This window comes from Pseudomonas sp. LBUM1662 (assembly GCF_059695915.1).
The window spans coordinates 3,038,852-3,062,500 of the sequence record NZ_CP166793.1 but is presented as its reverse complement, the minus strand read 5'-3'; the positions used below and the strand labels follow the sequence as shown (position 1 = coordinate 3,062,500).

30 protein-coding genes and 3 tRNA genes are annotated in these 23,649 nt (G+C 59.0%); 20 read left to right on the top strand and 13 right to left on the bottom strand.

The features are described 5' to 3' along the window. Positions 1-87: 87 nt before the first annotated feature. Positions 88-927 carry a UTP--glucose-1-phosphate uridylyltransferase GalU gene (galU, locus tag ACA049_RS13900; RefSeq protein ID WP_010460715.1) on the bottom strand — a complete coding sequence of 280 codons (840 nt, stop codon included), beginning with the start codon at positions 925-927 and terminating at the stop codon, positions 88-90. 258 nt (positions 928-1,185) lie between these two features. Here galU and ACA049_RS13895 point away from each other — a divergent pair, with 258 nt between their 5' ends. Both ACA049_RS13895 and ACA049_RS13890 read left to right on the top strand, forming a co-directional pair. Next, the gene (locus tag ACA049_RS13895) at positions 1,186-1,374 is read left to right on the top strand and encodes a hypothetical protein (protein ID WP_497336289.1); all 189 of its coding nucleotides are present in this window, start codon (positions 1,186-1,188) and stop codon (positions 1,372-1,374) included. 140 nt (positions 1,375-1,514) lie between these two features. Next, positions 1,515-1,796, top strand: a complete 282-nt coding sequence (locus ACA049_RS13890) for a hypothetical protein (RefSeq protein WP_497336287.1) — start codon at positions 1,515-1,517, stop codon at positions 1,794-1,796. Between the two features lie 11 nt (positions 1,797-1,807). Here ACA049_RS13890 and ACA049_RS13885 read toward each other — a convergent pair whose 3' ends face one another. Together ACA049_RS13885 and ACA049_RS13880 are read right to left on the bottom strand one after the other, a co-directional pair. Next, positions 1,808-2,038 (bottom strand): hypothetical protein, encoded by a 231-nt coding sequence (locus ACA049_RS13885; RefSeq protein ID WP_109631864.1) that lies wholly within the window; start codon positions 2,036-2,038, stop codon positions 1,808-1,810. A 72-nt stretch (positions 2,039-2,110) separates the two neighbouring features. After that, entirely contained in the window at positions 2,111-2,467 is a 357-nt protein-coding gene (locus ACA049_RS13880) for a hypothetical protein (RefSeq protein ID WP_497336285.1), read from the bottom strand. A 212-nt stretch (positions 2,468-2,679) separates the two neighbouring features. Here ACA049_RS13880 and ACA049_RS13875 point away from each other — a divergent pair, with 212 nt between their 5' ends. The 6 genes from ACA049_RS13875 to ada all read left to right on the top strand — a co-directional run bounded on the left by ACA049_RS13875 (position 2,680) and on the right by ada (position 6,356). Next, a complete protein-coding gene (locus ACA049_RS13875) occupies positions 2,680-2,982 on the top strand; it encodes a DUF1883 domain-containing protein (protein WP_007946189.1) in 303 nt (100 codons plus the stop codon). A 29-nt stretch (positions 2,983-3,011) separates the two neighbouring features. Continuing rightward, positions 3,012-3,188 carry a hypothetical protein gene (locus ACA049_RS13870; protein ID WP_178082308.1) on the top strand — a complete coding sequence of 59 codons (177 nt, stop codon included), beginning with the start codon at positions 3,012-3,014 and terminating at the stop codon, positions 3,186-3,188. 138 nt (positions 3,189-3,326) lie between these two features. Next, positions 3,327-3,833 carry a methylated-DNA--[protein]-cysteine S-methyltransferase gene (locus ACA049_RS13865; RefSeq protein WP_497336283.1) on the top strand — a complete coding sequence of 169 codons (507 nt, stop codon included), beginning with the start codon at positions 3,327-3,329 and terminating at the stop codon, positions 3,831-3,833. Next, on the top strand, positions 3,830-4,534 hold the full coding sequence (locus ACA049_RS13860; protein ID WP_497336281.1) for a 2OG-Fe(II) oxygenase: 705 nt from the start codon (positions 3,830-3,832) through the stop codon (positions 4,532-4,534). Before ACA049_RS13865 ends, ACA049_RS13860 begins: the two co-directional genes overlap by 4 nt. Next, on the top strand, positions 4,524-5,204 hold the full coding sequence (alkB, locus tag ACA049_RS13855) for a DNA oxidative demethylase AlkB (protein WP_497336279.1): 681 nt from the start codon (positions 4,524-4,526) through the stop codon (positions 5,202-5,204). The genes ACA049_RS13860 and alkB overlap by 11 nt, the downstream gene beginning before the upstream one ends. A gap of 87 nt (positions 5,205-5,291) precedes the next feature. After that, positions 5,292-6,356, top strand: a complete 1,065-nt coding sequence (gene ada / locus ACA049_RS13850; RefSeq protein ID WP_497336277.1) for a bifunctional DNA-binding transcriptional regulator/O6-methylguanine-DNA methyltransferase Ada — start codon at positions 5,292-5,294, stop codon at positions 6,354-6,356. Here the strand turns inward: ada and acuI are convergent, their stop codons facing one another. Then, a complete protein-coding gene (gene acuI / locus ACA049_RS13845; protein ID WP_497336275.1) occupies positions 6,357-7,340 on the bottom strand; it encodes an acrylyl-CoA reductase (NADPH) in 984 nt (327 codons plus the stop codon). Positions 7,341-7,576: 236 nt separating this feature from the next. On the opposite strand from acuI, the gene ACA049_RS13840 reads away from it, so the two are divergent. The 8 genes from ACA049_RS13840 to ACA049_RS13805 all read left to right on the top strand — a co-directional run bounded on the left by ACA049_RS13840 (position 7,577) and on the right by ACA049_RS13805 (position 13,679). Beyond that, positions 7,577-8,641, top strand: a complete 1,065-nt coding sequence (locus tag ACA049_RS13840; protein WP_497336273.1) for an NAD(P)H-dependent flavin oxidoreductase — start codon at positions 7,577-7,579, stop codon at positions 8,639-8,641. A 158-nt stretch (positions 8,642-8,799) separates the two neighbouring features. Continuing rightward, entirely contained in the window at positions 8,800-9,567 is a 768-nt protein-coding gene (gene modA, locus ACA049_RS13835) for a molybdate ABC transporter substrate-binding protein (RefSeq protein WP_497336271.1), read from the top strand. Continuing rightward, the gene (gene modB / locus ACA049_RS13830; protein ID WP_497336269.1) at positions 9,568-10,248 is read left to right on the top strand and encodes a molybdate ABC transporter permease subunit; all 681 of its coding nucleotides are present in this window, start codon (positions 9,568-9,570) and stop codon (positions 10,246-10,248) included. A 3-nt stretch (positions 10,249-10,251) separates the two neighbouring features. Further along, positions 10,252-11,331, top strand: coding sequence for a molybdenum ABC transporter ATP-binding protein (gene modC / locus ACA049_RS13825; protein ID WP_497336267.1), 1,080 nt, complete (start codon positions 10,252-10,254; stop codon positions 11,329-11,331). Positions 11,332-11,409: 78 nt separating this feature from the next. Continuing rightward, entirely contained in the window at positions 11,410-12,450 is a 1,041-nt protein-coding gene (locus ACA049_RS13820) for a DNA topoisomerase IB (protein WP_497336265.1), read from the top strand. A 72-nt stretch (positions 12,451-12,522) separates the two neighbouring features. Further along, entirely contained in the window at positions 12,523-12,744 is a 222-nt protein-coding gene (locus tag ACA049_RS13815) for a hypothetical protein (protein WP_497336263.1), read from the top strand. A 116-nt stretch (positions 12,745-12,860) separates the two neighbouring features. After that, positions 12,861-13,091 (top strand): hypothetical protein, encoded by a 231-nt coding sequence (locus ACA049_RS13810; protein ID WP_010460746.1) that lies wholly within the window; start codon positions 12,861-12,863, stop codon positions 13,089-13,091. Between the two features lie 303 nt (positions 13,092-13,394). Continuing rightward, positions 13,395-13,679 carry a hypothetical protein gene (locus ACA049_RS13805; protein ID WP_109631887.1) on the top strand — a complete coding sequence of 95 codons (285 nt, stop codon included), beginning with the start codon at positions 13,395-13,397 and terminating at the stop codon, positions 13,677-13,679. A gap of 45 nt (positions 13,680-13,724) precedes the next feature. On the opposite strand, the gene ACA049_RS13800 is transcribed toward ACA049_RS13805, so the two are convergent. Further along, a complete protein-coding gene (locus ACA049_RS13800; protein WP_497336261.1) occupies positions 13,725-14,390 on the bottom strand; it encodes a TetR/AcrR family transcriptional regulator in 666 nt (221 codons plus the stop codon). A gap of 180 nt (positions 14,391-14,570) precedes the next feature. On the opposite strand from ACA049_RS13800, the gene ACA049_RS13795 reads away from it, so the two are divergent. Continuing rightward, entirely contained in the window at positions 14,571-15,407 is an 837-nt protein-coding gene (locus tag ACA049_RS13795) for an NAD(P)H-binding protein (RefSeq protein WP_497336259.1), read from the top strand. A gap of 86 nt (positions 15,408-15,493) precedes the next feature. Here ACA049_RS13795 and ACA049_RS13790 read toward each other — a convergent pair. The 8 genes from ACA049_RS13790 to ACA049_RS13755 form a co-directional block, all read right to left on the bottom strand. Further along, positions 15,494-15,580 (bottom strand) — tRNA-Leu (locus tag ACA049_RS13790). 161 nt (positions 15,581-15,741) lie between these two features. Continuing rightward, positions 15,742-15,815, bottom strand: a tRNA-Cys gene (locus tag ACA049_RS13785). A gap of 46 nt (positions 15,816-15,861) precedes the next feature. Then, positions 15,862-15,937 (bottom strand) — tRNA-Gly (locus tag ACA049_RS13780). 63 nt (positions 15,938-16,000) lie between these two features. Beyond that, on the bottom strand, positions 16,001-16,561 hold the full coding sequence (pgsA, locus tag ACA049_RS13775) for a CDP-diacylglycerol--glycerol-3-phosphate 3-phosphatidyltransferase (protein ID WP_109632018.1): 561 nt from the start codon (positions 16,559-16,561) through the stop codon (positions 16,001-16,003). Between the two features lie 32 nt (positions 16,562-16,593). Further along, complete coding sequence (gene uvrC / locus ACA049_RS13770; protein WP_497336257.1) at positions 16,594-18,417, bottom strand: excinuclease ABC subunit UvrC; 1,824 nt, start codon at positions 18,415-18,417, stop codon at positions 16,594-16,596. A gap of 2 nt (positions 18,418-18,419) precedes the next feature. After that, positions 18,420-19,061, bottom strand: a complete 642-nt coding sequence (gene gacA, locus ACA049_RS13765; RefSeq protein WP_008015884.1) for a response regulator transcription factor GacA — start codon at positions 19,059-19,061, stop codon at positions 18,420-18,422. Positions 19,062-19,188: 127 nt separating this feature from the next. Then, positions 19,189-19,632: a GNAT family N-acetyltransferase gene (locus ACA049_RS13760; RefSeq protein ID WP_497336255.1), complete on the bottom strand. Its 444-nt coding sequence runs from the start codon at positions 19,630-19,632 to the stop codon at positions 19,189-19,191. Next, positions 19,632-20,390, bottom strand: a complete 759-nt coding sequence (locus ACA049_RS13755) for a carbon-nitrogen hydrolase family protein (RefSeq protein WP_497336253.1) — start codon at positions 20,388-20,390, stop codon at positions 19,632-19,634. The genes ACA049_RS13760 and ACA049_RS13755 overlap by 1 nt, the downstream gene beginning before the upstream one ends. 627 nt (positions 20,391-21,017) lie before the next feature. On the opposite strand from ACA049_RS13755, the gene ACA049_RS13750 reads away from it, so the two are divergent. The 3 genes from ACA049_RS13750 (at position 21,018) to ACA049_RS13740 (ending at position 23,642) form a co-directional block, all read left to right on the top strand. Next, on the top strand, positions 21,018-22,106 hold the full coding sequence (locus tag ACA049_RS13750) for a 3-deoxy-7-phosphoheptulonate synthase (protein ID WP_497336251.1): 1,089 nt from the start codon (positions 21,018-21,020) through the stop codon (positions 22,104-22,106). 289 nt (positions 22,107-22,395) lie between these two features. Beyond that, positions 22,396-23,277: a lipase family alpha/beta hydrolase gene (locus ACA049_RS13745; protein ID WP_497336249.1), complete on the top strand. Its 882-nt coding sequence runs from the start codon at positions 22,396-22,398 to the stop codon at positions 23,275-23,277. Positions 23,278-23,360: 83 nt separating this feature from the next. Next, on the top strand, positions 23,361-23,642 hold the full coding sequence (locus tag ACA049_RS13740; RefSeq protein WP_008150918.1) for a peptidylprolyl isomerase: 282 nt from the start codon (positions 23,361-23,363) through the stop codon (positions 23,640-23,642). Positions 23,643-23,649 lie beyond the last annotated feature (7 nt).

The following is a 23,649-nucleotide window of genomic DNA, read 5'->3' as shown; positions in this document are numbered from 1 at the left end:
GTTGGGCAAGCGCTGCAAGCGATATGGGGGCAGAAAACGAAAAAGCCACCCGAAGGTGGCTTTTCAATACAAGCAGGTCAAACGCTATCAGTAAGCCTTGCCAGTCTTGTAGAAGTTCTCGAAGCAGAAGTTGGTCGCGTCGATGTAGCCTTCGGCGCCACCGCAGTCGAACCGCTTGCCTTTGAACTTGTAGGCCATGACGCAGCCGTTCTGGGCTTGTTTCATCAGGGCGTCGGTGATCTGGATTTCACCACCCTTGCCTGGCTCGGTCTGTTCGATCAGGTCGAAGATGTCCGGGGTCAGGATGTAACGACCGATGATCGCCAGGTTCGACGGTGCATCTTCAGGTTTTGGCTTTTCGACCATGCTGTGAACACGGTAGATGTCGTCGCGAATCATCTCACCGGCAATAACGCCGTACTTGTGAGTTTCTTGCGGATCGACTTCCTGGATGGCAACGATCGAGCAGCGGAACTGCTTGTACAGCTTGACCATCTGGGTCAGGACGCCGTCGCCTTCGAGGTTGACGCACAAGTCATCCGCCAGGACCACGGCGAACGGTTCGTCACCGATCAACGGGCGACCGGTCAGAATCGCGTGGCCCAGGCCTTTCATTTCGGTCTGGCGGGTGTAGGAGAACGAGCAGTTGTCGAGCAGCTTGCGGATACCGACCAGGTACTTCTCTTTGTCGGTGCCTTTGATCTGGTTTTCCAGCTCGTAGCTGATGTCGAAGTGGTCTTCCAGGGCGCGTTTGCCGCGACCGGTGACGATGGAGATTTCAGTCAAACCAGCGTCCAGTGCTTCTTCGACGCCGTACTGGATCAGTGGCTTGTTTACCACCGGCAGCATTTCTTTGGGCATGGCTTTAGTCGCTGGCAGGAAGCGAGTACCGTAACCGGCTGCTGGGAACAAGCATTTCTTGATCATATAAGTCCTTGAAAGGGCTGTGTGTACGAGTTTCGGCGCAGTCTAATCAGGCGGCGGGCACCTTACAATGCCCCGCACTGGCTAACCGATGCCATCATAGAGAAATATTCCCGCGGATAGTTCCATCCGGATTTTTTCGCGGTCAAATCAGCGTAGCTCAAAGAGGCCGGGAAACTGGACCACCATACGCTTATCGCCCCCCAATGCGAGCATTTGCCGGTATCATGGCGACTTTGAACCAGTGAACGAGACAGATAGATGACCGTAGCAAAAATCATCAACGGGTACACGGTCGACAAAGGAAAAGATGGCCAGTGGCACATTACCGCCGCCAATGGCGAAGATGTTTCCGGACCGTTACCCAGCGAAACGATGGCGATTGAAGTGGCGTCGGTGCTCGATTACACCCCTCCCGCGCCGAAACGACGCGGCAAGAGCCAGGACTGATTTCCTGCGGCACTCGCAGAGCCCTGCCATCGAGCAGGGCTTTTTTGTGGCCGGGTGCAAACAAGTGGCCAATCGCTATAACCTTTTCACACTGGCGCTGTCAGAGCGTCTAGCCCCCCTCGCTGAAGACGACTATGAACATGAACAGATTTTTACCCCTGATTGCACTCCTGGCCCTGAGCGGCTGCGCTACATCCGAAAAAATGTACCTGAACAACGGCGAGCAAGGCCTGTCGATCGACTGCTCTGGCGAAGCCAATTCCTGGGCCACGTGCTATGAAAAAGCCGATGCCTCTTGCGCCGGCACGGGCTACCGGATTGTCGGCACCGACGGATCACCGTCGACCAAGGAAAGCGACAAGACCCTGGGGGTCGACGTCGGCAACTTCAAGAACCGCAGCGTCGTGGTGGTCTGCAAGTAAGGCGCCCTGCCCTACATGTGAATTTCGGCGAATTTGATCCCGAGGCCGCGCACGGTCTCGATCAAATCGTCGAGGCGGCCAAACGATTCGACCTCATCGTTATCATCCACCAGGAAATAACTGCGCCCGGCGCTTTTCTTGAAAAACACGATCCATTCCCCGGGGTTTGCCGGATTTTGAATGACGTGGGTCGCAGAGATCAGTCCCTCTGCATGGCGTTCCCGAACTTGCTCTCGCTTCATGCGCGACTCCAGAAATGACAATGCCGCCAAAGCATGGCTTTGACGGCATCAGTATGAACGGCGGACAGTCTATCAGCCGGAAATGCACGCGTTGGCGGCTTTCTGCACGTCTTTGGGACGCACCGGCACATTGGACATACGCTCATGCAGCTTGATGCCACTGCCACCCGAGCGGTCTTCGATGTCGAACACGGCTGCCGGAGCCGACGAGAATTTCGCCGGCACGATCACGCGCATCCCGTCCTTGGTTGACTCCAGTTGCAGGGCGCCACGACTGTCGGCCAGTTTTTCGACCAGGCATTGCGCGTACTCATTGGGCTTTTTGCCTGAGATCACGTTCATGGTAGGCAGCGTCTCGTTAATTTCCGCGACATTCGCACAGCCACTCACCACCAATGCCAACGGCAAGACCAACACACCCCACTTCATACAAAACCTCCGATAAAGACCCTCCGACAGCCCAAATGCTGATTTTCTCCGAGGTTCATTGCGTTTATCGCTCATAGAATTCCGAATAACTGTTTTTAATTGTCAAAGCGAACCCCGACGACCGGATAATAACCTGTTCGGGCTGATAAACTGCGCCAATCGACCATGCTATCGTTTTGATTTTGTAGAAAAAGCCCTTCTGGAGGCGCCTCATGAAATTTATCCACCAGCGCGAGCACCTCAACGAAGACGACATCGTCGTCATCCAGTGCTCCCAAACGTGCAACATCCGCTTGATGAACGACGCCAACTTCCGCAGCTTCAAGAACGGTGGCCGTCACACTTATCACGGCGGTGCGTTCGACACGTTCCCGGCGCGAATTACTGCACCAAGCACCGGTTTCTGGAACATCACCATCGACACGGTCAACCGCCGGCCGATCAGCGTGACCCGCAAACCGACCCTGACGCACTCGATCAAGATCATCCGTCGCTCCAGCACAAAACTGAGCTGAGTGACGTTCCCACACGAACAACAGCAGGTATGACCGTGGCCCAAACGACCAAGTACGTCATCAAATACAAACTCAACGGCGAGCGCCGCTTCGAATTTGCCCAGCTTGAAAACGGCACCGAAGAAGAAGCCAAAGCCGCGCTGGACGCCATTCATGGTTCGAGCGAAGACGTCATCAGCGACATCGCCGTCAGCAAAGCGCTGTAACGCGACCCGGCACCCGGAGCGACAACAAGGACGTCATGCTCCGCGCCCGTTTTGAATTCGACCGCAAGCGCCGGAGTGTTCACTCCCTTGGCGCGCCCCAGACTGGCCACCTCGACCTTGGGTCAAGGAGTCAGAAACATGTCTACTTCCTCTATTCGCTACATCAGCGGCTCTTCCTGCCTCGGCGTCTTGTTGCTGGCGTTCAGCGCCGATGGCCTGTGTGCGTTGCTGCTCGGCGACGACTTGATCCTGCTTGAACAGGATCTGGCGCGGCGCTTCCCTGGCCAGCCAACCCCACAGCGCGATGAAAGTTTGTTGCCGGCCCTGGAGCAGACCCTGCGCCACCTCGAAGACCCACGCACCGCGCTCGATCTGCCACTGGATTTGACCGGCAGTGTGTTTCAACGGCGGGTCTGGGCAGTCCTTCGGCAAATCCCCGTCGGCGAAACCGCCAGCTACCGCGATATCGCCCAGCGCCTCGGCCAGCCCGACGCTTTTCGGGCGGTGGCGAATGCTTGCGGGGCCAACCCGGTGGCCGTTATCGTGCCGTGCCATCGGGTGCTGCGTCAGGACGGCAGCCTTGGCGGCTACCGCTGGGGATTGGAGCGCAAACGGCAGTTGCTCGATCGTGAGGTTCAACGATGAGCGAGCAAACCTTCGATGCGCTGGACTGGGCAACCCTGGAGCGACAAACTGATCAGGATGGCTGCGCCGTCATCAAATCGCTATTGAGTGCGCAGACGTGCGACGAAGTCAGCGCGCTCTACGCCCAGCCAGGCCCCTTTCGCTCGCAAGTGGTGATGGCGCGTCACGGTTTTGGTCGTGGCGAGTACAAGTACTTCAAATACCCGCTGCCGGATCCGGTCGCTCATTTGCGCAGCGCGCTCTACCCTCGACTGGTGTCGATTGCCAATCGCTGGTACGAATGCATGGACCTGCCGACCCGGTTCCCCGAAACCCACGAAGCGTTTCTGCAACGCTGCCATGCCGCCGGTCAGGCGCGCCCGACTCCGTTGTTGCTGCAATATGGCCCGCAGGACTACAACTGCTTGCATCAGGATTTGTACGGTGAATACGTGTTCCCACTGCAAGTGGCGATTCTTCTGTCAGAACCGGACGAAGATTTCACCGGTGGCGAGTTTGTCCTGACTGAACAACGCCCTCGGATGCAATCACGCCCGCAGGTCATCGGCCTGAAAAAAGGCGATGGTGTGATCTTTGCGGTCAGCCAGCGCCCGGTCAAAGGTGTTCGCGGCTATTACCGGGTGACGATGCGTCACGGTGTGAGTCGCCTGCACAGCGGAAAACGGCATACCCTTGGAATCATCTTTCACGATGCGTTATGACCCCATGAGCCCGACTACCTTCGATTTGTTCGCCGACGCCGAGCCCGAGCAGCAGCCCAGGCGCGAGCAAATCGGCGAACAGTCCTACGTCTTGCGCGGCTTTGCCCTGCCCTGGCTGGATCAACTGCTGCCGGCACTGGAAGCGGTTCTGGCGGCCGCGCCGTTTCGGCAAATGGTCACGCCCGGCGGCTTTACCATGTCGGTGGCGTTGAGCAGTTGCGGAACCTGGGGCTGGACCACCGACCGCAGCGGCTACAAGTACACACGCGACGACCCACAGACCGGGCAACCCTGGCCTGAGATGCCTGACGTATTTTTCGAACTGGCACAGGCCGCCGCACGGGAAGCGGGATTTGCGGATTTTGTTCCTGATTCCTGCCTGATCAACCGCTATGTCCCCGGGGCCAAAATGTCATTGCATCAGGACAAGGACGAAGGTTCCTACGCGGCTCCGATCGTTTCGGTGTCGTTGGGATTGCCTGCCATGTTCCTGTTCGGTGGTTTTGAACGGAGTGATAAAAGCCAGCGCGTGCCGTTGTTGCATGGCGATATCGTGGTCTGGGGCGGCGTCGATCGTTTGCGTTATCACGGCGTGCTGCCGATCAAGGACGGTCATCACCCGCGCCTTGGCGAACAACGGATCAACTTCACCTTTCGAACCGCCATATGAAGCCCTCGAATTCAACCGCAAGACGCGGGGTGCAGCGGTTTTACCGGCTGGTTAATCTGAAGGAAACGGGTTAACGGACATGAAGCCATGACAACTCATTCGACCAAGCTTGCCACCGAGAACGATCCTCGCTGGGCCGCCGTCGTCGCACGGGATTCCAGTGCCGACGGGCAGTTTGTCTACGCCGTGAAAACCACCGGAATCTATTGCCGCCCCAGCAGCCTGGCGCGCTTGCCGAAGCCGCAGAATGTCGAATTTTTTGACACCGCCGAGCAGGCCCAGGCGGCGGGATATCGTCCGAGCAAACGGGCCGCAAAGGATCAAAGCGACGTCGCCGCGCAACACGCCGCAACCGTAGCGGCCGCCTGCCGGCACATTGAAACCGCTGAACATCTGCCGGCCTTGAATGAACTGGCCGACGCAGCGGGTCTGAGCAGCTTCCACTTTCATCGCGTGTTCAAAGCCGTGACCGGCCTGACACCCAAGGGTTACGCCACGGCCCATCGTTCACGCAAGGTTCGCGAACGCCTGGCGGACGGCGGGTCGGTCACCGACGCCCTGTATGACGCCGGTTTCAACTCCAACAGTCGCTTCTATGAATCGGCCGATCATCTGCTGGGCATGAAGCCCGGGGATTACCGAGCGGCGGGCCAGAACAACGACATCCGTTTTGCCGTCGGCCAGTGTTCCCTAGGGGCGATTCTGGTGGCGCAAAGTGAACGCGGTATTTGCGCGATCCTGTTGGGGGATGATCCGCATCAACTGGTCTGCGATCTGCAGGACAAGTTTCGGCGGGCCAATCTGATTGGCGCCGATCACGCGTTCGAGCAGTTGATCGCCAGGGTGGTCGGCTTTATTGAAGCCCCAGCGATTGGCCTGGACTTGCCGCTGGACGTACGCGGTACGGCGTTTCAGGAACGGGTCTGGCAGGCGTTGCGGGAGATTCCTGCCGGCAGCACCGCCAGCTACGCCGATATCGCTCAGCGTATTGGCGCGCCCAAATCGATGCGTGCCGTGGCCCAGGCCTGCGGCGCGAACAGTATTGCGGTGGCCATTCCTTGCCACCGCGTGGTGCGCAGCGACGGCAACCTGTCGGGCTATCGCTGGGGGGTTGAACGCAAGCGTCAGTTGCTGGAACGCGAGACTCGCTAATCAGCGATTCACATCGACCACAACCCGTCCGCGCAATTGCCCGGCGAGCAAGCGCGGCGCAGCGTCAATGGCTTCGCTCAAGCCGATTTCATGGCTGATCAGCGGCAGCAACGCGAAGTCCAGATCCTTGGCCAGGCGACTCCAGGCTTGTACCCGCTTGGCTTTGGGTTGGGTCACGCTGTTGATCCCGGCCAATGTTACACCGCGCAAAATGAACGGCGCGACGGAGGCCGGAAAGTCCATGCCTTGGGCCAGCCCGCACGCGGCCACCGTGCCATTGGCCTTGGTGCTGGCACAGGCGTTGGCGAGGGTGTGGCTGCCGACCGAATCGATCACCGCGGCCCAGCGTTCCTTGGCCAGGGGTTTGCCCGGCTCGGAAAGCGTGGCGCGGTCGATGATCTCGCTGGCACCCAGTTGCTTGAGGTAATCGTGTTCGGAAGTACGGCCCGTGGACGCTACAACCTTATAGCCAAGCTTGTTCAGCAGTGCGATGGCGAAACTGCCTACACCACCGTTGGCCCCGGTGACCAGGACTTCGCCTTGCTCAGGCGTGACGCCGTTATGTTCCAGGGCCAGGATGCACAGCATCGCCGTGTAACCGGCGGTGCCGATTGCCATGGCCTGGGCCGCAGTGAATTCCTTGGGTAGCGCAATCAGCCAGTCGCCCTTGAGGCGCGCTTTTTGCGCCAGTCCGCCCCAATGACCTTCGCCCACACCCCAGCCATTGAGCAGGACCTGGTCACCGACCTTGTAGTCCGGATGCCCACTGAATTCGACCGTGCCGGCCAGATCGATCCCCGGCACCATCGGGAATTTCCTGACGACCGGGCTGCTGCCGGTGATCGCCAGGCCGTCCTTGAAGTTCAGCGTGCTGTACGCCACGCGCACCGTCACATCACCCTCGGGCAGTTGATCGTCATTGATCTCTTGCAGTGTCGCCCGGTAACCGCTGTCGTCTTTGTCGATCAAAATACCTTTGAACATCATCGCCTCTCAATGGAATCAATCAGGGGGGGCCATTGAAATACCACAAAGAAACATCTCGCCGTACAAGACTTTAGCCAAACCACCGACGCGCCGAGTGTTTCCATGACGTGCGGCTACGCTTTTTTCCCCGCGCTTGTGCAAGACCTGAAAACCTCCCAGATACAAAAGTCGGCTGGCCCTGCGCCAGTCATTGCTGGTAAAAAACCGGTTCTACCCGTCGGAGAATCATTCAAATGAGCCAATGGCCAGACACCCGCATTCTTGACCTGCTCGGCATCGAACTGCCGATCATCCAGGCGCCCATGGCTGGCGCTACCGGCTCGGCCATGGTCATCGCCGCGAGCAACGCCGGCGGCCTGGGCTCGATGCCTGCCGCGATGCTGAGCATCGACCAGTTGCGCGAAGAGCTTAAGACGATCCGTCAGCACAGCCAGCGCCCGTTCAACATCAACTACTTTTGCCATCAGGTGCCGGCCGCCGATGAGCAACGCGCTCGGGACTGGAAAAATCTGCTGGAACCGTACTATCGGGAACTGGGTGTCGATTTCGAGGCACCCACGCCGGTGTCCAATCGCGCACCTTTCGATAACGCCGCCTGCGAAGTGCTCGAAGAATTTCGCCCCGAAGTCGTGAGCTTTCACTTCGGGCTACCGGAAAAAACCCTGCTGGATCGCGTAAAAGCCACCGGGGCGAAAATTCTCTCCTCGGCGACCACGGTCGAAGAAGCCATCTGGCTGGAACAACATGGCTGCGACGCGATCATCGCCATGGGTTACGAAGCGGGCGGACATCGCGGCATGTTTCTCAGCGATGACTTGAGTAGCCAGGTGGGCACCTTCGCCCTCGTGCCTCAGATCGTCGACGCGGTGAAAGTGCCAGTGATTGCAGCGGGCGGGATCAGTGATGCGCGAGGCGTTGCGGCAGCCTTTCTGTTGGGCGCTTCGGCGGTGCAGTTGGGAACGGCTTACCTGTTCACGCCGGAAGCCAAGGTCAGTGCTTCTCACCACAAAGCGTTGCGCACGGCCAAGGAAAGCGAGACCGCTGTGACCAATCTTTTCACCGGCCGCCCGGCACGGGGAATTCTCAATCGGGTAATGCGCGAAATCGGCCCCATGAGCGATAAAGCCCCGGCCTTCCCTCTGGCCGGTGGTGCGTTGATGCCGTTGCGGGCGAAGGGTGAAGCGGATTTCAGCAATCTCTGGGCAGGTCAGGCATTCACGCTGGGCGTTGAAATGACCACGGCAGAGCTGACGCGCCGGCTGGCGGATGAAGGCTTGGCCAAGTTGCTTCGTCGGTAACGCACACGCCTTGTGGTGAGGGGCTTGCCCCCTCGCCACGGGCTACAAGTCCCACGCAAACTCGGTACCGACACATTCCGTTTGCAGGCATTTCGCTATATATTCCGCTATATAGCGTTTCACCCCCTCGTTGCATTTGCCTATAACGGAGCCGTTTCATGACCATTCGTGCCTCACGTTTTGCCCCCACCTGCCTCGCGAGCCTTCTCGCCGCATTCGTTTTCGGGCCCGCTCAGGCGGACGAAGTGCAGGTAGCCGTCGCCGCGAACTTCACCGCGCCGATCCAGGCCATCGCTGCAGATTTCGAGAAAGACACCGGGCATAAACTGGTCACCTCCTTTGGTGCAACCGGGCAGTTCTACACTCAGATCAAAAATGGCGCGCCGTTCGAAGTGTTCCTTTCGGCGGACGACACCACCCCGCAAAAACTCGAAGCTGAAGGCGACACCGTGAAGGGGTCGCGCTTCACCTACGCCATCGGCACGCTGGCACTGTGGTCAGCCAAGGAGGGTTACGTCGATGCCAAGGGCGATGTGCTGAAAAAGAACGAATACCAGCACCTCTCCATCGCCAACCCGAAAGCGGCGCCTTACGGCCTGGCCGCCACACAAGTGCTGGCCAAGCAGGGCCTGACCGACAAGGTCAAAGACAAGATCGTTGAAGGCCAGAACATCACACAGGCCTATCAGTTCGTTTCCACCGGCAACGCCGAGCTCGGCTTCGTGGCCTTGTCGCAGATCTATAAAGACGGCAAAGTCACCGGCGGCTCGGCCTGGATCGTACCGGCCGACCTGCACGACCCGATCAAACAAGATGCGGTGATCCTCAACAAAGGCAAGGACAATCCGGCTGCCAAGGCGCTGGTTGACTACCTCAAAGGTCCGAAAGCCGCCGCTGTCATCAAGTCCTACGGTTATCAACTTTAAATGACGCTGACGAGTGCCGACTTTTCCGCCATCTGGCTGACCTTGAAACTGGCGTCCCTGACGACGGTAATCCTGTTGATCATCGGCACTCCGATTGCGCTATGGCTGTCGCGCACCCAATCCTGGCTGCGCGGCCCGGTCGGGGCGATCGTCGCCCTGCCCCTGGTCCTGCCGCCCACGGTGATTGGCTTTTACTTGCTGCTGGCGCTTGGCCCTAACGGCTTTGTCGGCCAGCTCACCCAGTCGCTGGGTCTTGGCACCCTGACTTTCAGTTTTGCAGGGCTGGTGATCGGTTCGGTGCTGTACTCGATGCCGTTCGTGGTCCAGCCGCTGCAAAACGCGTTTTCCGCCATCGGCACTCGTCCGCTGGAAGTGGCCGCGACCTTGCGCGCCAATCCTTGGGACACCTTCTTCAGCGTGATCCTGCCGCTGGCTCGACCCGGCTTCATCACCGCCGCCATTCTCGGTTTCGCCCACACCGTCGGCGAGTTCGGTGTGGTGCTGATGATCGGCGGCAATATTCCGGACAAGACGCGCGTGGTCTCGGTGCAGATCTACGATCACGTTGAAGCCATGGAATACGCCCAGGCCCATTGGCTGGCCGGGGCGATGCTGGTGTTTTCATTTGCCGTGTTGCTGGCGCTCTACTCCAGCCGCAAAACCAAAGCGGGCTGGAGCTGAGTAATGATTCATACGCGTCTGAAACTGAGTTATTCGGGATTCGCCCTGGAGGTGGATCTGCAACTGCCCGGCCGTGGGGTCACCGCTCTCTACGGTCATTCCGGGTCGGGCAAGACCACCTGCCTGCGTTGTATCGCCGGTCTGGAGCGGGCCGAACAGGGTTTTATCCAGGTCAACGACGAAGTCTGGCAGGACAGCGACAAGGGGATTTTCGTACCGCCGCATAAACGCGCGCTGGGGTATGTGTTTCAGGAAGCGAGCCTGTTTCCTCACCTGTCGGTGCTGGCCAATCTGGAGTTCGGCCTCAAGCGCATTCCGAAACAGCAGCGCCGGGTCGACATGGCGCATGCCACCGAACTGCTGGGCATTGGTCATCTGCTGGACCGCCATCCGCAGCACCTGTCCGGCGGCGAGCGGCAGCGAATCGGCATCGCCCGCGCGCTGCTCACCAGCCCTAAACTGTTGCTGATGGACGAACCGCTGGCGGCGCTGGACAGTCCGCGTAAAAACGAAATCCTGCCGTACCTGCAACGCCTGCACGATGAACTCGACATCCCGGTACTCTACGTCAGCCACTCGCAGGATGAGGTCGCACGCCTGGCCGATCACATCGTATTGCTCAGCGACGGCAAGGCACTGGCCAGCGGCCCCATCGGCGAAACCCTGGCGCGTCTCGATTTGCCTCTGGCGCTGGGCGACGATGCCGGCGTGGTGATTGAAGGCCATGTCAGCGCCTATGACCCGCACTATCAGTTGCTGACGTTGCAACTGCCCGATACCGACCTGAGCATTCGCGTGGCTCATGCTCCGATGACCCAAGGCCAGGCACTGCGCTGCAAGGTTCAGGCACGGGATGTCAGCCTGAGCCTGCAAGGCGTCGAGCACAGCAGCATCCTCAATCGCTTGCCGGTGACGGTGATCAGTGAAATCGGCGCCGATAACGCTGCGCACGTGCTGATCCGCCTGAATGCTGGCGGCACGCCGCTGCTCGCACGCATCACCCGCTACTCCCGGGACCAACTGGGCGTGTACCCCGGCCAGCAACTCTGGGCCCAGATCAAAGCGGTGGCGGTGCTGGCTTAAATTCGTCGGCACCACGGCGAATGGCCGCGGTCAATGGCTGTACAGGCCCCCTGACTTCGTCGCCAAGGATCTCTTGCCATGTCCGATTCCGCGCTGCCCGATGTGCTGCCTCCTGACCTGCATTATGTCGATGACACGCAGCCCGGGATCACCCGCAAACTGTTGCGTGGCAAATTTTGCTACTTCGATCCTGCGGGCCAGCGCATTACCGATCCCGACGAAATCAAGCGTCTCAACGCCCTTGCCGTGCCGCCGGCCTATACGAACGTGTGGATCTGCGCCGACCCGCGTGGCCACTTGCAAGCCACCGGACGTGATGCTCGCGGTCGCAAGCAATACCGTTATCACGCGCGCTGGCGCGAAGTGCGCGATGCCGACAAATATTCGCGGCTGCGGGACTTTGGCCTGGCACTGCCGAAACTGCGCAAACAGCTGGAAACACTGCTGGACGCTCCGGGTTTCAGCCGAGACAAAGTCATGGCGACCGTCATAACCTTGCTCGATGCGACGCTGATCCGGGTTGGCAACACACAGTACGCCCGGGAAAATCGCTCCTATGGCCTGACGACCCTGCGCAGCCGTCACGTCGAGGTCAACGGCAGCGCGATCCTGTTCCAGTTTCGCGGCAAGAGTGGTGTCGAGCACCAGATCACCGTGAAGGACCGACGCCTGGCGCGAATCATCAAGCGCTGCCTGGAGATTCCCGGGCAGAACCTCTTTCAGTACCTGGACGAGAATGGCGAGCGGCACACCGTCAGCTCCTCAGACGTCAATGCCTACCTGCAAACCCTTACCGGCGCCGACTTCACGGCCAAGGATTACCGCACCTGGGCGGGTAGCGCGCTGGCGTTGTCGGTGCTGCGCGAATTGCAGTGGGAACCCGAGTCGGATGCGAAACGGCATGTGGTGGAGATGGTCAAGAACGTCGCCAAGCAACTTGGTAACACCCCGGCAGTGTGTCGCAAGTGCTATATCCACCCGGCAGTGCTCGAAGGCTTCATGCTTGGCGCATTGGCCCAACTGCCCCGGCCGAGGCTGCGTAAAGGGCTCAGGGCGGAGGAAGTCGGCCTGGCAATGTTTCTGGATAAGATGATCGCAGCCGCTGAATCGACGAAATGACCTGTCCATTTTTTGCACGATTGCGAAGAACTTCTATAGTTGATGTGGACATGAATCAGCTGCGGTGAAGCCATGGAAGACATTTTCGTTGTGAAGCGTTGCAACAAGATCATCATTCATGGCCGCCGAGCCGGAGAAGCCGACCACCCGCCACCCGACGCCGAAGTCTGGTATCGCATTGCCGATACCCGTACTCATGGCTTTATCGGTGACGGCTTCGACCTTGAAGAAGACGCCCGACGTGAATGCCAGCAGCTTAATGCCAGGTCCCAAGTGACGGCCCGACAAGCCTGAAGTCCGGGTCTATACTGAAAATCAGCTGAAGGAACAGCGACCCCATCGGCAGAAAGCTCGCACCCAGCGGGCTTTTTGCTGCTATTTGCCAGGTTTCTTGAACGGAGGTGTTTGCCATGTCCGAAAAAGAGTCCATCACCACCCTGCTCACCCTGCTCGACTCCCGCCAGGCTCGACTCGCCGCTGCGTGCAAAGAGATTGCCGACTGGGTAGATCATCAAGGAGGGCACCCGACAGCCCTCAGAATTCGTGACCGCCTGAACGACATCGAGAAAGACGCGCCACTGATTCGAAACACCCTGTCTTCGTTAAAACCTGTCGATCCGCCTCTTCCGCGGTTCAGATGATTTGATCCGGACGCTCGATTCGAGAAAGGGCCTGATTCAGGACACATGAACGGCGACTTCAACGTCACCGTGTTTGTCCTTGTCTGATTTCTTTACGTGACACCCCCACCCGGCCTGGCGCTGGGCTTTTTTTGCGAGCCTCTTTTCACGTAACGTTCACAACACACGCCTTACAGTGAACCACTCCTTTGAGAAATACCCTGGTCTGCCCGCATGCAGGCCTTTTTTTTGCCCGCCAGACAGCTGGCGAACGTCACTGATTGCTGGAGGTCAAACAAACACACGTCACAAAGGAGACGTCCCATGGTCACCCACTTCAAAGTCGGCGGGCATTTAGCCTGCGGTCACAAGGGCAGCAATCTCACATCAAGCAGCGAATTGACCCGCGTCAAATGCAGAAGCTGCCGAAACACCGATGCGTTCAAGGACGCGCGCAAAGCCGAACGTAACGCCGCACGCCGTGCTGCACGCAAGGCTAAAGTCACCCACACCGCCAATGACTGGCGCGCAGCCTGGGTAGAAAGGCTGACCGCCATGGCCGGGTTGCAGAGATTACCCCGTGGATTTACTGGCCAGCCTTTCGTTTAAAGGCTGATTCAATAGCTGGGTCGACTTTGCTCGGCCCAGCCCTGTTTATGACCCGGGCGTATTCATGCACGCGGGCTCCACGATCTCAGCGAGCGACATGCGCTTGAACGCTTCAAACAACCGTCGCCCCTCTTCGGGCTCACAGGAAATTGCCAATCGCATGGTCGCTTCACCGAGCTGCCAGATCAGAAAGGCAGAATCCGCAACCCGCTGCGCATCGCTGCCTGGAAACACCCGCAACATCGCATCGGCCAGTAACCCGCCCGCCACGCGACTCTCCTCCAACTCCAACGCGAGCAACTGCTTGTCTGCCTGCATGCCTGACCAGATATCACGCATCGCGGGTTCGGCCTGAACGATTTCGTAATACTGATCCAGCAGGCTGCAATAGGCATCCGCCAACCCTTGGGCATCGTGAACCGCCACCAATGCCTCTTCGATACAACGACGGCTTGCAGCGTTATAGCGCTCGGCCAGCGTGCGAATGACCGAGCTTTTGTCAGGAAAGTACTGATAAAGCGATCCGATCGAGATCTCAGAACGCTCGGCAATTTCGCTCATCTTGACCTGATCGCTCCCCTTCGTCGCGATCAGCTGAGTCGCCACCGCAAGAATTCGCTCCTGCCGCTCGCGACTGCGTTGTTGCGTAGGATTGCGCCGGCTCGGCTCTGAAACAGGTGGCTCGAGCCCGGCGTCGGTCTTTTTTCGCACTGGCGTGATTCCTGGTTAATAACATGACAAGCACTCACCTTAGCACCGCCCACGTACGCCCCCAAGGGGTTGCGTCCGTACGTCGGCTTCCTCACCAACGTTGGTTGACGGCAGAACATGAGCGTTTATCATCTTTTATAACGTGAGTATCACTCACATAAACCGACGGAGATGAACGCGATGAAAACTGCTCAAGACACTTTCCTCGTTCTCGGTGCGACCGGTAAAACAGGAAGCAGGATCACTCAACAGCTCAAAGCCTTGGGATTGCCTGTGCGCCTCGGGTCGCGCAATGCGAATCCACCCTTTGACTGGGAAGACCGGACAACCTGGGAGGCAGCGCTTGATGGCGTTCACGCCGTTTACATTTCCTATCAGCCAGACCTTGCCGTACCGGGCGCCCTCGAGACGGTTCAAGCGTTTACCGATCTGGCCGTCAAAAGCGGTGTGGGCAAACTGGTCCTGCTGTCCGGACGCGGCGAGGTCGAAGCGGAACAAGCCGAACGCGCCATACAAAACAGCGGTGTCGACTGGACGATCCTGCGGGCCAGCTGGTTCTTCCAGAATTTCAGTGAGGCGCATTTTCTGGAGCCCCTTCTTGAAGGAGAACTGGCCTTGCCCGTCGCCAATATCGCGGAGCCCTTTGTCGATGTGGAAGACATCGCCGAAATCGCCGTACAAGCGCTGACTCAACCCGGGCACTCGAGCCAGCTCTATGAATTGACCGGACCACGGGCGTTTACATTTGCCGAAGCGGTCGATGAGATCGCTCAGGGGACCGGACGCGATATCCGGTTCGTCGCCGTACCGCCGGATGCCTATCGTCAGGCGCTGGAACAGGCACAACTCCCAGCCGAGCTGATTGACCTGGTGCTGTATCTCTTCACGACGGTGCTCGACGGACGCAATACGCCGCTGGCCGATGGCGTTCAGCGCGCCCTTGGCCGGCCCGCCCGAGACTTCAGCGCTTACGTTCGGCGCACGGCGGCTACGGGTGTCTGGCAGAATCAGGTTTGAGGTCGACGAGGATCGTCTGTTAAAAATTGTGGAGCAGAAACGACAAAGGCCTGCATGAGCTTCCTCATGCAGGCCTTTGATATATTTGGTGCCCGAAGCCGGAATCGAACCGGCACGCCCTTACGAGCGGGGGATTTTAAGTCCCATGCGTCTACCAGTTTCGCCATTCGGGCGGTAGCGCGGTGAAGCGGTCTGGCTTGTGCAACAGAGGACGAAATATATACATCCCGTCCCGGTGAAGCAAGTTCGCATATACCCTTTTCAAGACAAAATCTTGCAAGGTGCGCAAATAAAAAAGCTCCGTAAATCATAGATCTACGGAGCTTGTTTATAGTGGAGGCCGAGGTCGGAATCGAACCGGCGTAGGTGGATTTGCAATCCACTGCATAACCATTTTGCTACTCGGCCTCAAACATTTGCTGTCATGTAGCGCGACATCAAATGCATACAAACTTGGAGCGGGAAACGAGACTCGAACTCGCGACCCCGACCTTGGCAAGGTCGTGCTCTACCAACTGAGCTATTCCCGCGTCTTGGTGTGGCGCATTCTATAGAATCCAGAAGCCCCGTCAACCCTTTGATTCAAAAAAGTTTTATTTCTTTTCCACGTCGGTCTTCAGATGCGGCCAGGCAGCCCGCAGGTATTGGACCATGGACCACAATGTCAGGCCCGCAGACACCAGCAGCAAGGCATAACCGATCAAGACCCAGAAGGTGAAGTCCGATGGATTGGCGAGCAGGATCACCAGCGCCAGCATTTGCGCGGCGGTTTTCCATTTGCCCAGGTTCGACACAGCGACGTGAGCGCGGGCGCCGAGCTCGGCCATCCATTCGCGCAGTGCCGAAACGACAATCTCGCGACCGATGATGACGGCGGCCGGCAGCGTGAGCCACAGGTTGCCGTGTTCTTGCACCAGCAATACCAGCGCAACGGCGACCATCAGCTTGTCAGCAACGGGATCGAGGAAAGCCCCGAACGGTGTGCTTTGTTCCAGACGACGGGCCAGATAACCGTCCAGCCAGTCAGTGGCGGCGGCAAATGCGAAGACCGAGGCCGAGGCCAGGTAGCTCCATTGGTAAGGCAGGTAGAACAGCAAAATGAAGATCGGGATAAGCAGGACGCGTAGAACGGTAATCAGATTAGGGATATTCATCGGCACAACTGGCTACGAGGTGAGGTGGCATTCTACTCGCTGTGCAGATTTGCATAAATCAACTCTGCGAGCTTTTTACTGATCCCGGGTGCTTTGGCGATCTCTTCGATGCTGGCACGAGACAGCTCCTGCAATCCACCAAAATGTTTTAACAAATCGCGCCGCCGTGTCGGGCCGACGCCAGCAACACCCTCAAGTGTCGAGGTGCGACGGGTTTTACCACGGCGCGCGCGGTGCCCGGTAATGGCAAAACGGTGGGCTTCGTCGCGGATCTGTTGAATCAGATGCAGCGCGGGGGAATCACCGCGCAAGGTGAATTCGTGGGCAGCGTCGTTGAGGTACAGGGTTTCAAAACCAGCCTTGCGCGTCGCGCCCTTGGCCACGCCCAACAGAATCAGGTCAGGCACCGCCAGTTCATTGAGTACGTCGCGGGCCATCGACAGCTGACCCTTGCCGCCGTCCACCAGCAGAATGTCCGGCAGCTTGCCCTCCCCGTCCTTCAGCTTGCTGAAGCGCCGGGTCAGGGCCTGGTGCATGGCCGCATAGTCGTCGCCCGGGGTGACGCCCTCAATGTTGTAACGACGATAGTCGGACTTGATCGGGCCTTCAGGCCCGAAGACCACGCACGACGCCACGGTGGCTTCGCCGCTGGAGTGGCTGATGTCGTAGCACTCCAGACGCTGCGGCGGCTCGTCCAGGTTCAACACTTCGGCCAGGGCATCGAAACGTGCGGCGACGTGTTGACGGTTGGCCAGCCTCGCGCCCAACGCCTGCTCGGCATTGGTGACGGCCAGTTGCTGCCAGCGCGCTCGCGTACCACGTACCCGATGGCTGATGCTCAATTCACGACCGCGCAGCTCTTCGATGGCCGTAATCAGGGTCGGGAAGTCTTCGTGAACCACGTTGACGATCAGCTCGCTCGGCAAGTCGCGCTCAGGACTGGTAATGAAGTACTGACCGAGAAAGGCAGCCATGACCTCGGAAACGTCTTCGTCGATGCCGACCTGAGGGAAGAAGTTCTTGCTGCCCAGCACCCGCCCGCCCCGAACACTGATCAAGTGAACACAGGCACCACCCGGATTGACGAATGCGGCGATCACGTCGATATCGCCAGTGCCGCCTTCCATGCTTTGCTGATCCTGGACTCGGCGCAGCAACGATATCTGGTCACGTAACTCGGCGGCGCGTTCGAACTCGAGGTTGATCGCCGCTTCTTCCATGCCTGCAGACAACTCGTCCGTCAGCGCATTGCTGCGGCCCTCAAGGAACATCACCGAGTGGCGAACGTCTTCGGCATACACCTCGGGCTCCACCAGCCCGACGCACGGGGCCTTGCAGCGTTTGATCTGGTATTGCAGACACGGGCGCGTACGGTTCTTGTAGTAGCTGTCTTCGCACTGGCGAACGAAAAAGGTCTTCTGCAGCAGACTCAGGCTTTCGCGAATGGCGCCCGCGCTGGGATACGGACCGAAATACTTGCCCTTGGCTTTTTTCGCACCGCGATGAATGCTCAGGCGAGGAAACTGGCCATCCGAGAGAAAGACGTAAGGGTAGGATTTGTCGTCGCGCAGCAGGATGTTATACGGCGGACGCCATTCCTTGATCAGCGTCTGCTCAAGCAGCAAGGCTTCCGTTTCGTTGGCCGTGATGGTGGTCTCGACCTGGGCGATACGGGCGACCAGCGCAGCTGTCTTGGGCGCGAGACCGGATTTGCGGAAGTAGCTCGACAGCCGATTTTTCAGGTTCTTGGCTTTGCCGACATACAGCAGGCGCGCATCGCTGTCGAACATGCGGTAGACGCCGGGGCGCCCGCTGACGGTCGACAGAAAAGCGCCTGGATCGAAGACTTCAGTCATTTTCAGAGGCTGGCGTCGACCATGCCGTGACGCACCGCCAACAGCGTCAGCTCGACATCACTGCTGATCGAGAGCTTCTCGAAAATGCGGTAACGGTAAGTGTTGACCGTTTTGGGCGACAGGCAGAGCTTGTCGGAAATGATCTGGACTTTCTGACAGCCGACAATCATCAATGCGATCTGGATTTCGCGCTCCGACAATGCGTCGAAGGGTGAATCGTTGGTCGGCTGAAAGGACTTGATCGCCAGTTGCTGTGCAATCTGCGGGCTGATGTAGCGTTGCCCGGCAAACACCAGGCGAATCGCCTGGACCATTTCCGGCAACCCGGCGCCCTTGGTCAGATAACCCGCGGCTCCGGCCTGCAGCAGCCGCGTAGGAAACGGATCTTCCTCGCACACGGTGACCGCGACGACTTTGATGTCCGGATGACTGCGCAATAACTTGCGCGTGGCTTCAAGACCGCCGATCCCGGGCATCTTGACGTCCATCAGCACCACATCGGGTTTCAACTCACGCGCCTTAAGCAGGGATTCCTCCCCTGACTCAGCCTGGCCGACTACTTGCAGGCCATCGATGTCAGCCAGCATTCGTGTAATGCCTGTACGAACGAGATCATGGTCATCGACTACTAGCACCCTAATCAAGCAGACACCTCGCGATATGGTCTTATTGGGTTGCCGGACACCTTAGCAAAAAGCGACTGGCAGACCTAGCGGCAAGCGTTATATAAAAAGTTTCAATACATCTTGAAAGGCTTGCCGCCAGCGTGTTTCAGCGATGGGGCTCATGGACATCGCGCTGCATTCTCAGGAAACACTCGTCCTGACCGACCACCTTCAGCCCTTTTCGCTCATACAGCGCTTTGGCCGGATTCGTTTCAAAAACTGTCAGGCGAAGCGCCGGACGCCGCTCCTTGCAGGCCATGGCAAATACCTGATCGATCGCCCAGGAACCGGCACCCTGCCCCTGAAACGCTTCGAGCACGTGCAATTCGCGGATGTACAAGGCTCTGGCGTCGCGACTCAGGCTCACATAACCCTGCAAGACCTCGTCACGGAAAATCAGCCAGCTCTCGCGCCCGGCCCATGCCACATCGAAGGCTTCGTCCTGCCATAACAAGTCATGCCTAATGTAGTAGCCGAGCATGGTCCGACGGGTCAGGTCGCGAGCGAATTCCAGATCCCCGGACGTTGCCGGACGCATTTCGAACCCCATCAAGCCTCCACGACCTTCACAATGTCACCCTTCCAGCCGTCCGTATCTCGGCGAGCCACGACCAGCAGGTTGCCCGTGCCGGGTGCCGCTGCAACGAGCGATCCGTCCGCCGCCCAGATTGCACTGCGCCCCGCCGATGCCCAACCTCCGGTTTCCCCACCATGGTTAGCCATCAGCACAGCCATCGAATGGGTGCAGGCATAGCCTTGCAAGAGGGCAGTATCCGGCGCATAGCCGTTTTCGGTGATCAGTACGCCGGCGGCATAAAGGTCGGCGGCTTGCTCTGCCGCCGCGGCCGCGTGGCTGGCGTGAGAAAAATCGGCACACACCGCCAATGCGATCGTGTCGGCGCCGATCGTCAACGTCGAACCGCCCGTTCCCGGCGCAAACGCTACCTCCTCACCGGGATGCAGGTGCTGTTTGCTGTAGACCCCGAGCGAACCATCTGCGCCCAGCACCAACGCGCCGATCAGTACCGGCGAATCATCCGACAGACGAATCGGCATACCGACCACGCTCGTCACGCCCACTTCCCGCGCGAAATCGCGCAGCGGTTGCAGCACCTCGGCATTCGGGTCGATTGCCAGCTCAGCCGCCAATTCTCGCTCGTAGCCGGTCAGCGACAATTCGGGAAAGACCAGCAACTGCACACCCTGCTCCGCCGCGACATGCATGAAGCGCTGATGCCAGGCCATGTTGGCGGCAAGATGACCCGCGATGGCAATCGATTGAGCAGCAGCGATGGTCAGAGTCGTCATGTTTCGTCCTTGTGACGTAACGGATTGGGCGGAACGCGAAGTGTGTCATAAACCCTGACGCACTCAAGCGATAGAAAACCCTGCCGGTGACCAATAGCAATTTCTGATTGAAACCGCGCACCGGCCTCTAGTAAGCTCGGCGCATTCATCGGAGACAGACCATGTTCAACGCCCTCTCACAGCTTCGTACCGCCAGCGCCTCGCGCTCGGTTGCGGCTGCCCGGGCGACTGGCGTTTGTGCTCCGGTCAGCTTTTATTTTGGGTATTGGTTTAGCCACTGGCGCGCCTGATACCCACACGGCGCCCACTTTAAACGGGTCGCCACCAGAGAATTCTCAACCCCCGGCCGGCTTCCCGACCGGGGGTTTTGTTTTTTCAGCCCCACACATTGTTAGCGACACACCAGACAACCAGAGGATTCACGAAATGAACTACGCCACTTATTACCGTTACGACAGTTTTTCCGCCTGGCGATTTAGCAGCCTCCGCTCGGGACAGCCTGCCGCCTCCGATCGGTCACCCACAGGTGGCAAGCACACACACGCAGCCAATCCGGCCAATTGTCGAACACCCCAGTAGGGCCGAGCGCGCGGGAACGAACCCGCCGCCCGCCCAGGAAGCCTGAATATGAACTCGTCCGTCTCTGCTCTGCCGCTGTCCACCTTGAGCCCTGCCAATGAAGCGCTGACCCTGCGTCTGCCCAGCTCGTTGCAACTCAAACAGCAACTGCCCCTCAACAACGCCCTGACCCGGCAAGTCGCAGCCCACCGCGACGCGGTCCGCGCGATCCTCAACGGTGAAGATTCCCGTCTGCTGGTCATCGTCGGCCCTTGCTCGATTCACGACCCCCAATCCGCTCTCGAATACGCGACCAACCTCGCTCGCCTTGCGGCCGACGTCAGCGACGAGATGCTGCTGGTGATGCGCGCCTACGTCGAAAAACCCCGCACCACAGTCGGCTGGAAAGGCCTGGCCTACGATCCGCAGCTTGATGGCAGCGATGACATGGCTGGCGGTTTGACGCTGTCGCGCGAACTGATGCGCGAAATGCTGCGCCTCGGCTTGCCGATTGCCACCGAACTGCTGCAACCGATGGCAGCCGGCTACTTCGACGACCTGCTGAGCTGGGTCGCTATCGGCGCGCGTACCACCGAGTCGCAGATCCACCGGGAAATGGCCAGCGGCCTGAGCATGCCGGTCGGTTTCAAGAACGGCACCGACGGCGGCGTGGCTGTCGCCAGTGATGCCATGCGTTCGGCCGCCCACCCGCATCGCCACTTCGGCGTCGACAGCCAGGGGCATCCTGCGATCATTCATACCCCGGGCAATCCCGACACCCATCTGGTGTTGCGTGGAGGCCATCGCGGGCCGAACTATGATCGTGACAGCGTCGCCCAAGTGAATAGCGATTTGGCCAAACTGAAGATCCCGGCACGGATCATGGTCGACTGCAGCCACGCCAACAGCGGCAAAGACCCGGCACGCCAGCCGGCCGTGTTCAACGATGTGCTTGAGCAGCGCCTGCAAGGTGATCGATCGCTGATCGGCATGATGATCGAAAGCCATCTGTTCGAGGGTTGCCAGCCACTGAGCCCATCCCTGCGCTACGGCGTATCGATCACTGATGGCTGTCTTGGCTGGGCCGGAACCGAACAGCTGCTGCGCCAGGCAGCCGAGCGGCTGCGGGCACAGAACAGCGTCCAACAACCGGCGTAACCGCTGCCGACCTTCCAGCCCTCGATCGAGGGCTGAACACCCTGAAAAGCGAATCGTCCCAAAGGCAAACGGCCTACTCACGGTAGGCCGTTGCGGTGATGTGCTCTGGATGTGACGAAAAGATGTCCAAATATTCCGAACAGGACCTCATGCTCTTTCGAACTTTCCTACATTTTCTATACCTTTTTCATCAGCTTACAGCGGATTCCTCATACATCGCCGAGCAGCCGACGTGCTTTAGAGTGAGCCCATATTCACACCTCTGAACCACCGCGAAAAAGGAACGAACATGCTACGGAATGCAACCACCCAGTATCCAATCCTGCTGATCCACGGGCTCTTCGGCTTTGATCGCATTGGCAAGGTCGAACTCTTCCACGACGTCAAGCAGGCCCTCAGAAGTGCCGGCGCAAGAGTGTTTATCCCCTACCTCTCGGCGACCCAAAACAACGAAGTGCGCGGCGACCAACTGTTGGCACAGATCGAACGGGTGCTGGAAGGAACCGGTGCCCGGCAAGTCAACCTGATCGGTCACAGCCAGGGCGCCCTCGCGGCACGTTACGCCGCAGCCATCGCGCCGGAGATCGTCGCCTCGGTGACTTCGGTCAGCGGGCCGAACCACGGTTCGGAACTGGCCGACTTTCTGCGCAAGGCCCTCACGCCCGGACGTTTGCCGGAACACGTCGCCGCCACGATTGCGACGCTGTTTGCGGACTTTCTGTCGTTGCTCAGCGGCCACCAGACGCTGCCGCAAAATGCCATCGCCGCGCTCAGTGCGTTAACCACCGAAGGCGTGGGGGCTTTCAACGACAAGTACCCGCAAGGGCTGCCGAAAACCTGGGGAGGCAAAGGCCGCGAGTTGGTCAACGGTGTGCGTTATTACTCCTGGAGCGGGACGTTGCAGGGCGACCTTCTTGACAACGGGCTGGATGGGGTCGATCCGCTGCACGGTTTCCTCCAGGCCTTTTCCCGCTATTTCACCACCGAAGCGGAACAGAATGACGGCATGGTCGGCCGCTACAGCTCTCATCTAGGCAAAGTTATCCGGTCCGACTATCCGCTGGATCATTTGGACAGCCTTACTCAAACCGCCGGCGCACTGCGCAAGGGCGTCGACCCGATTGCCCTGTATGTGCAGCATGCCGAGCGCCTGAGAAATGCCGGCCTATAATCCGTCCGGAACTTTGACGAGAAATAGGCCACTGAATCCGGTAGGCTCCGCACTTTACTGAACATTGAAAGGAGTATTTTTCCATGGCTAAAGCCACTGCCCGTCACATCCTGGTTGCCTCTGAAGCCAAGTGCAACGAACTCAAAGCCCAGATCGAAGGCGGCGCCGATTTCGCCGAAGTTGCCAAAGCCAACTCCACTTGCCCATCCAGCCGTCAGGGCGGTGACCTGGGTTCGTTCGGTCCAGGCCAGATGGTCAAAGAGTTCGACACCGTCGTCTTCAGCGCACCAATCAACGTAGTGCAAGGCCCGGTGAAAACCCAGTTTGGCTATCACCTGCTGGAAGTGACCAGCCGCCAGGACTGATCAGCGC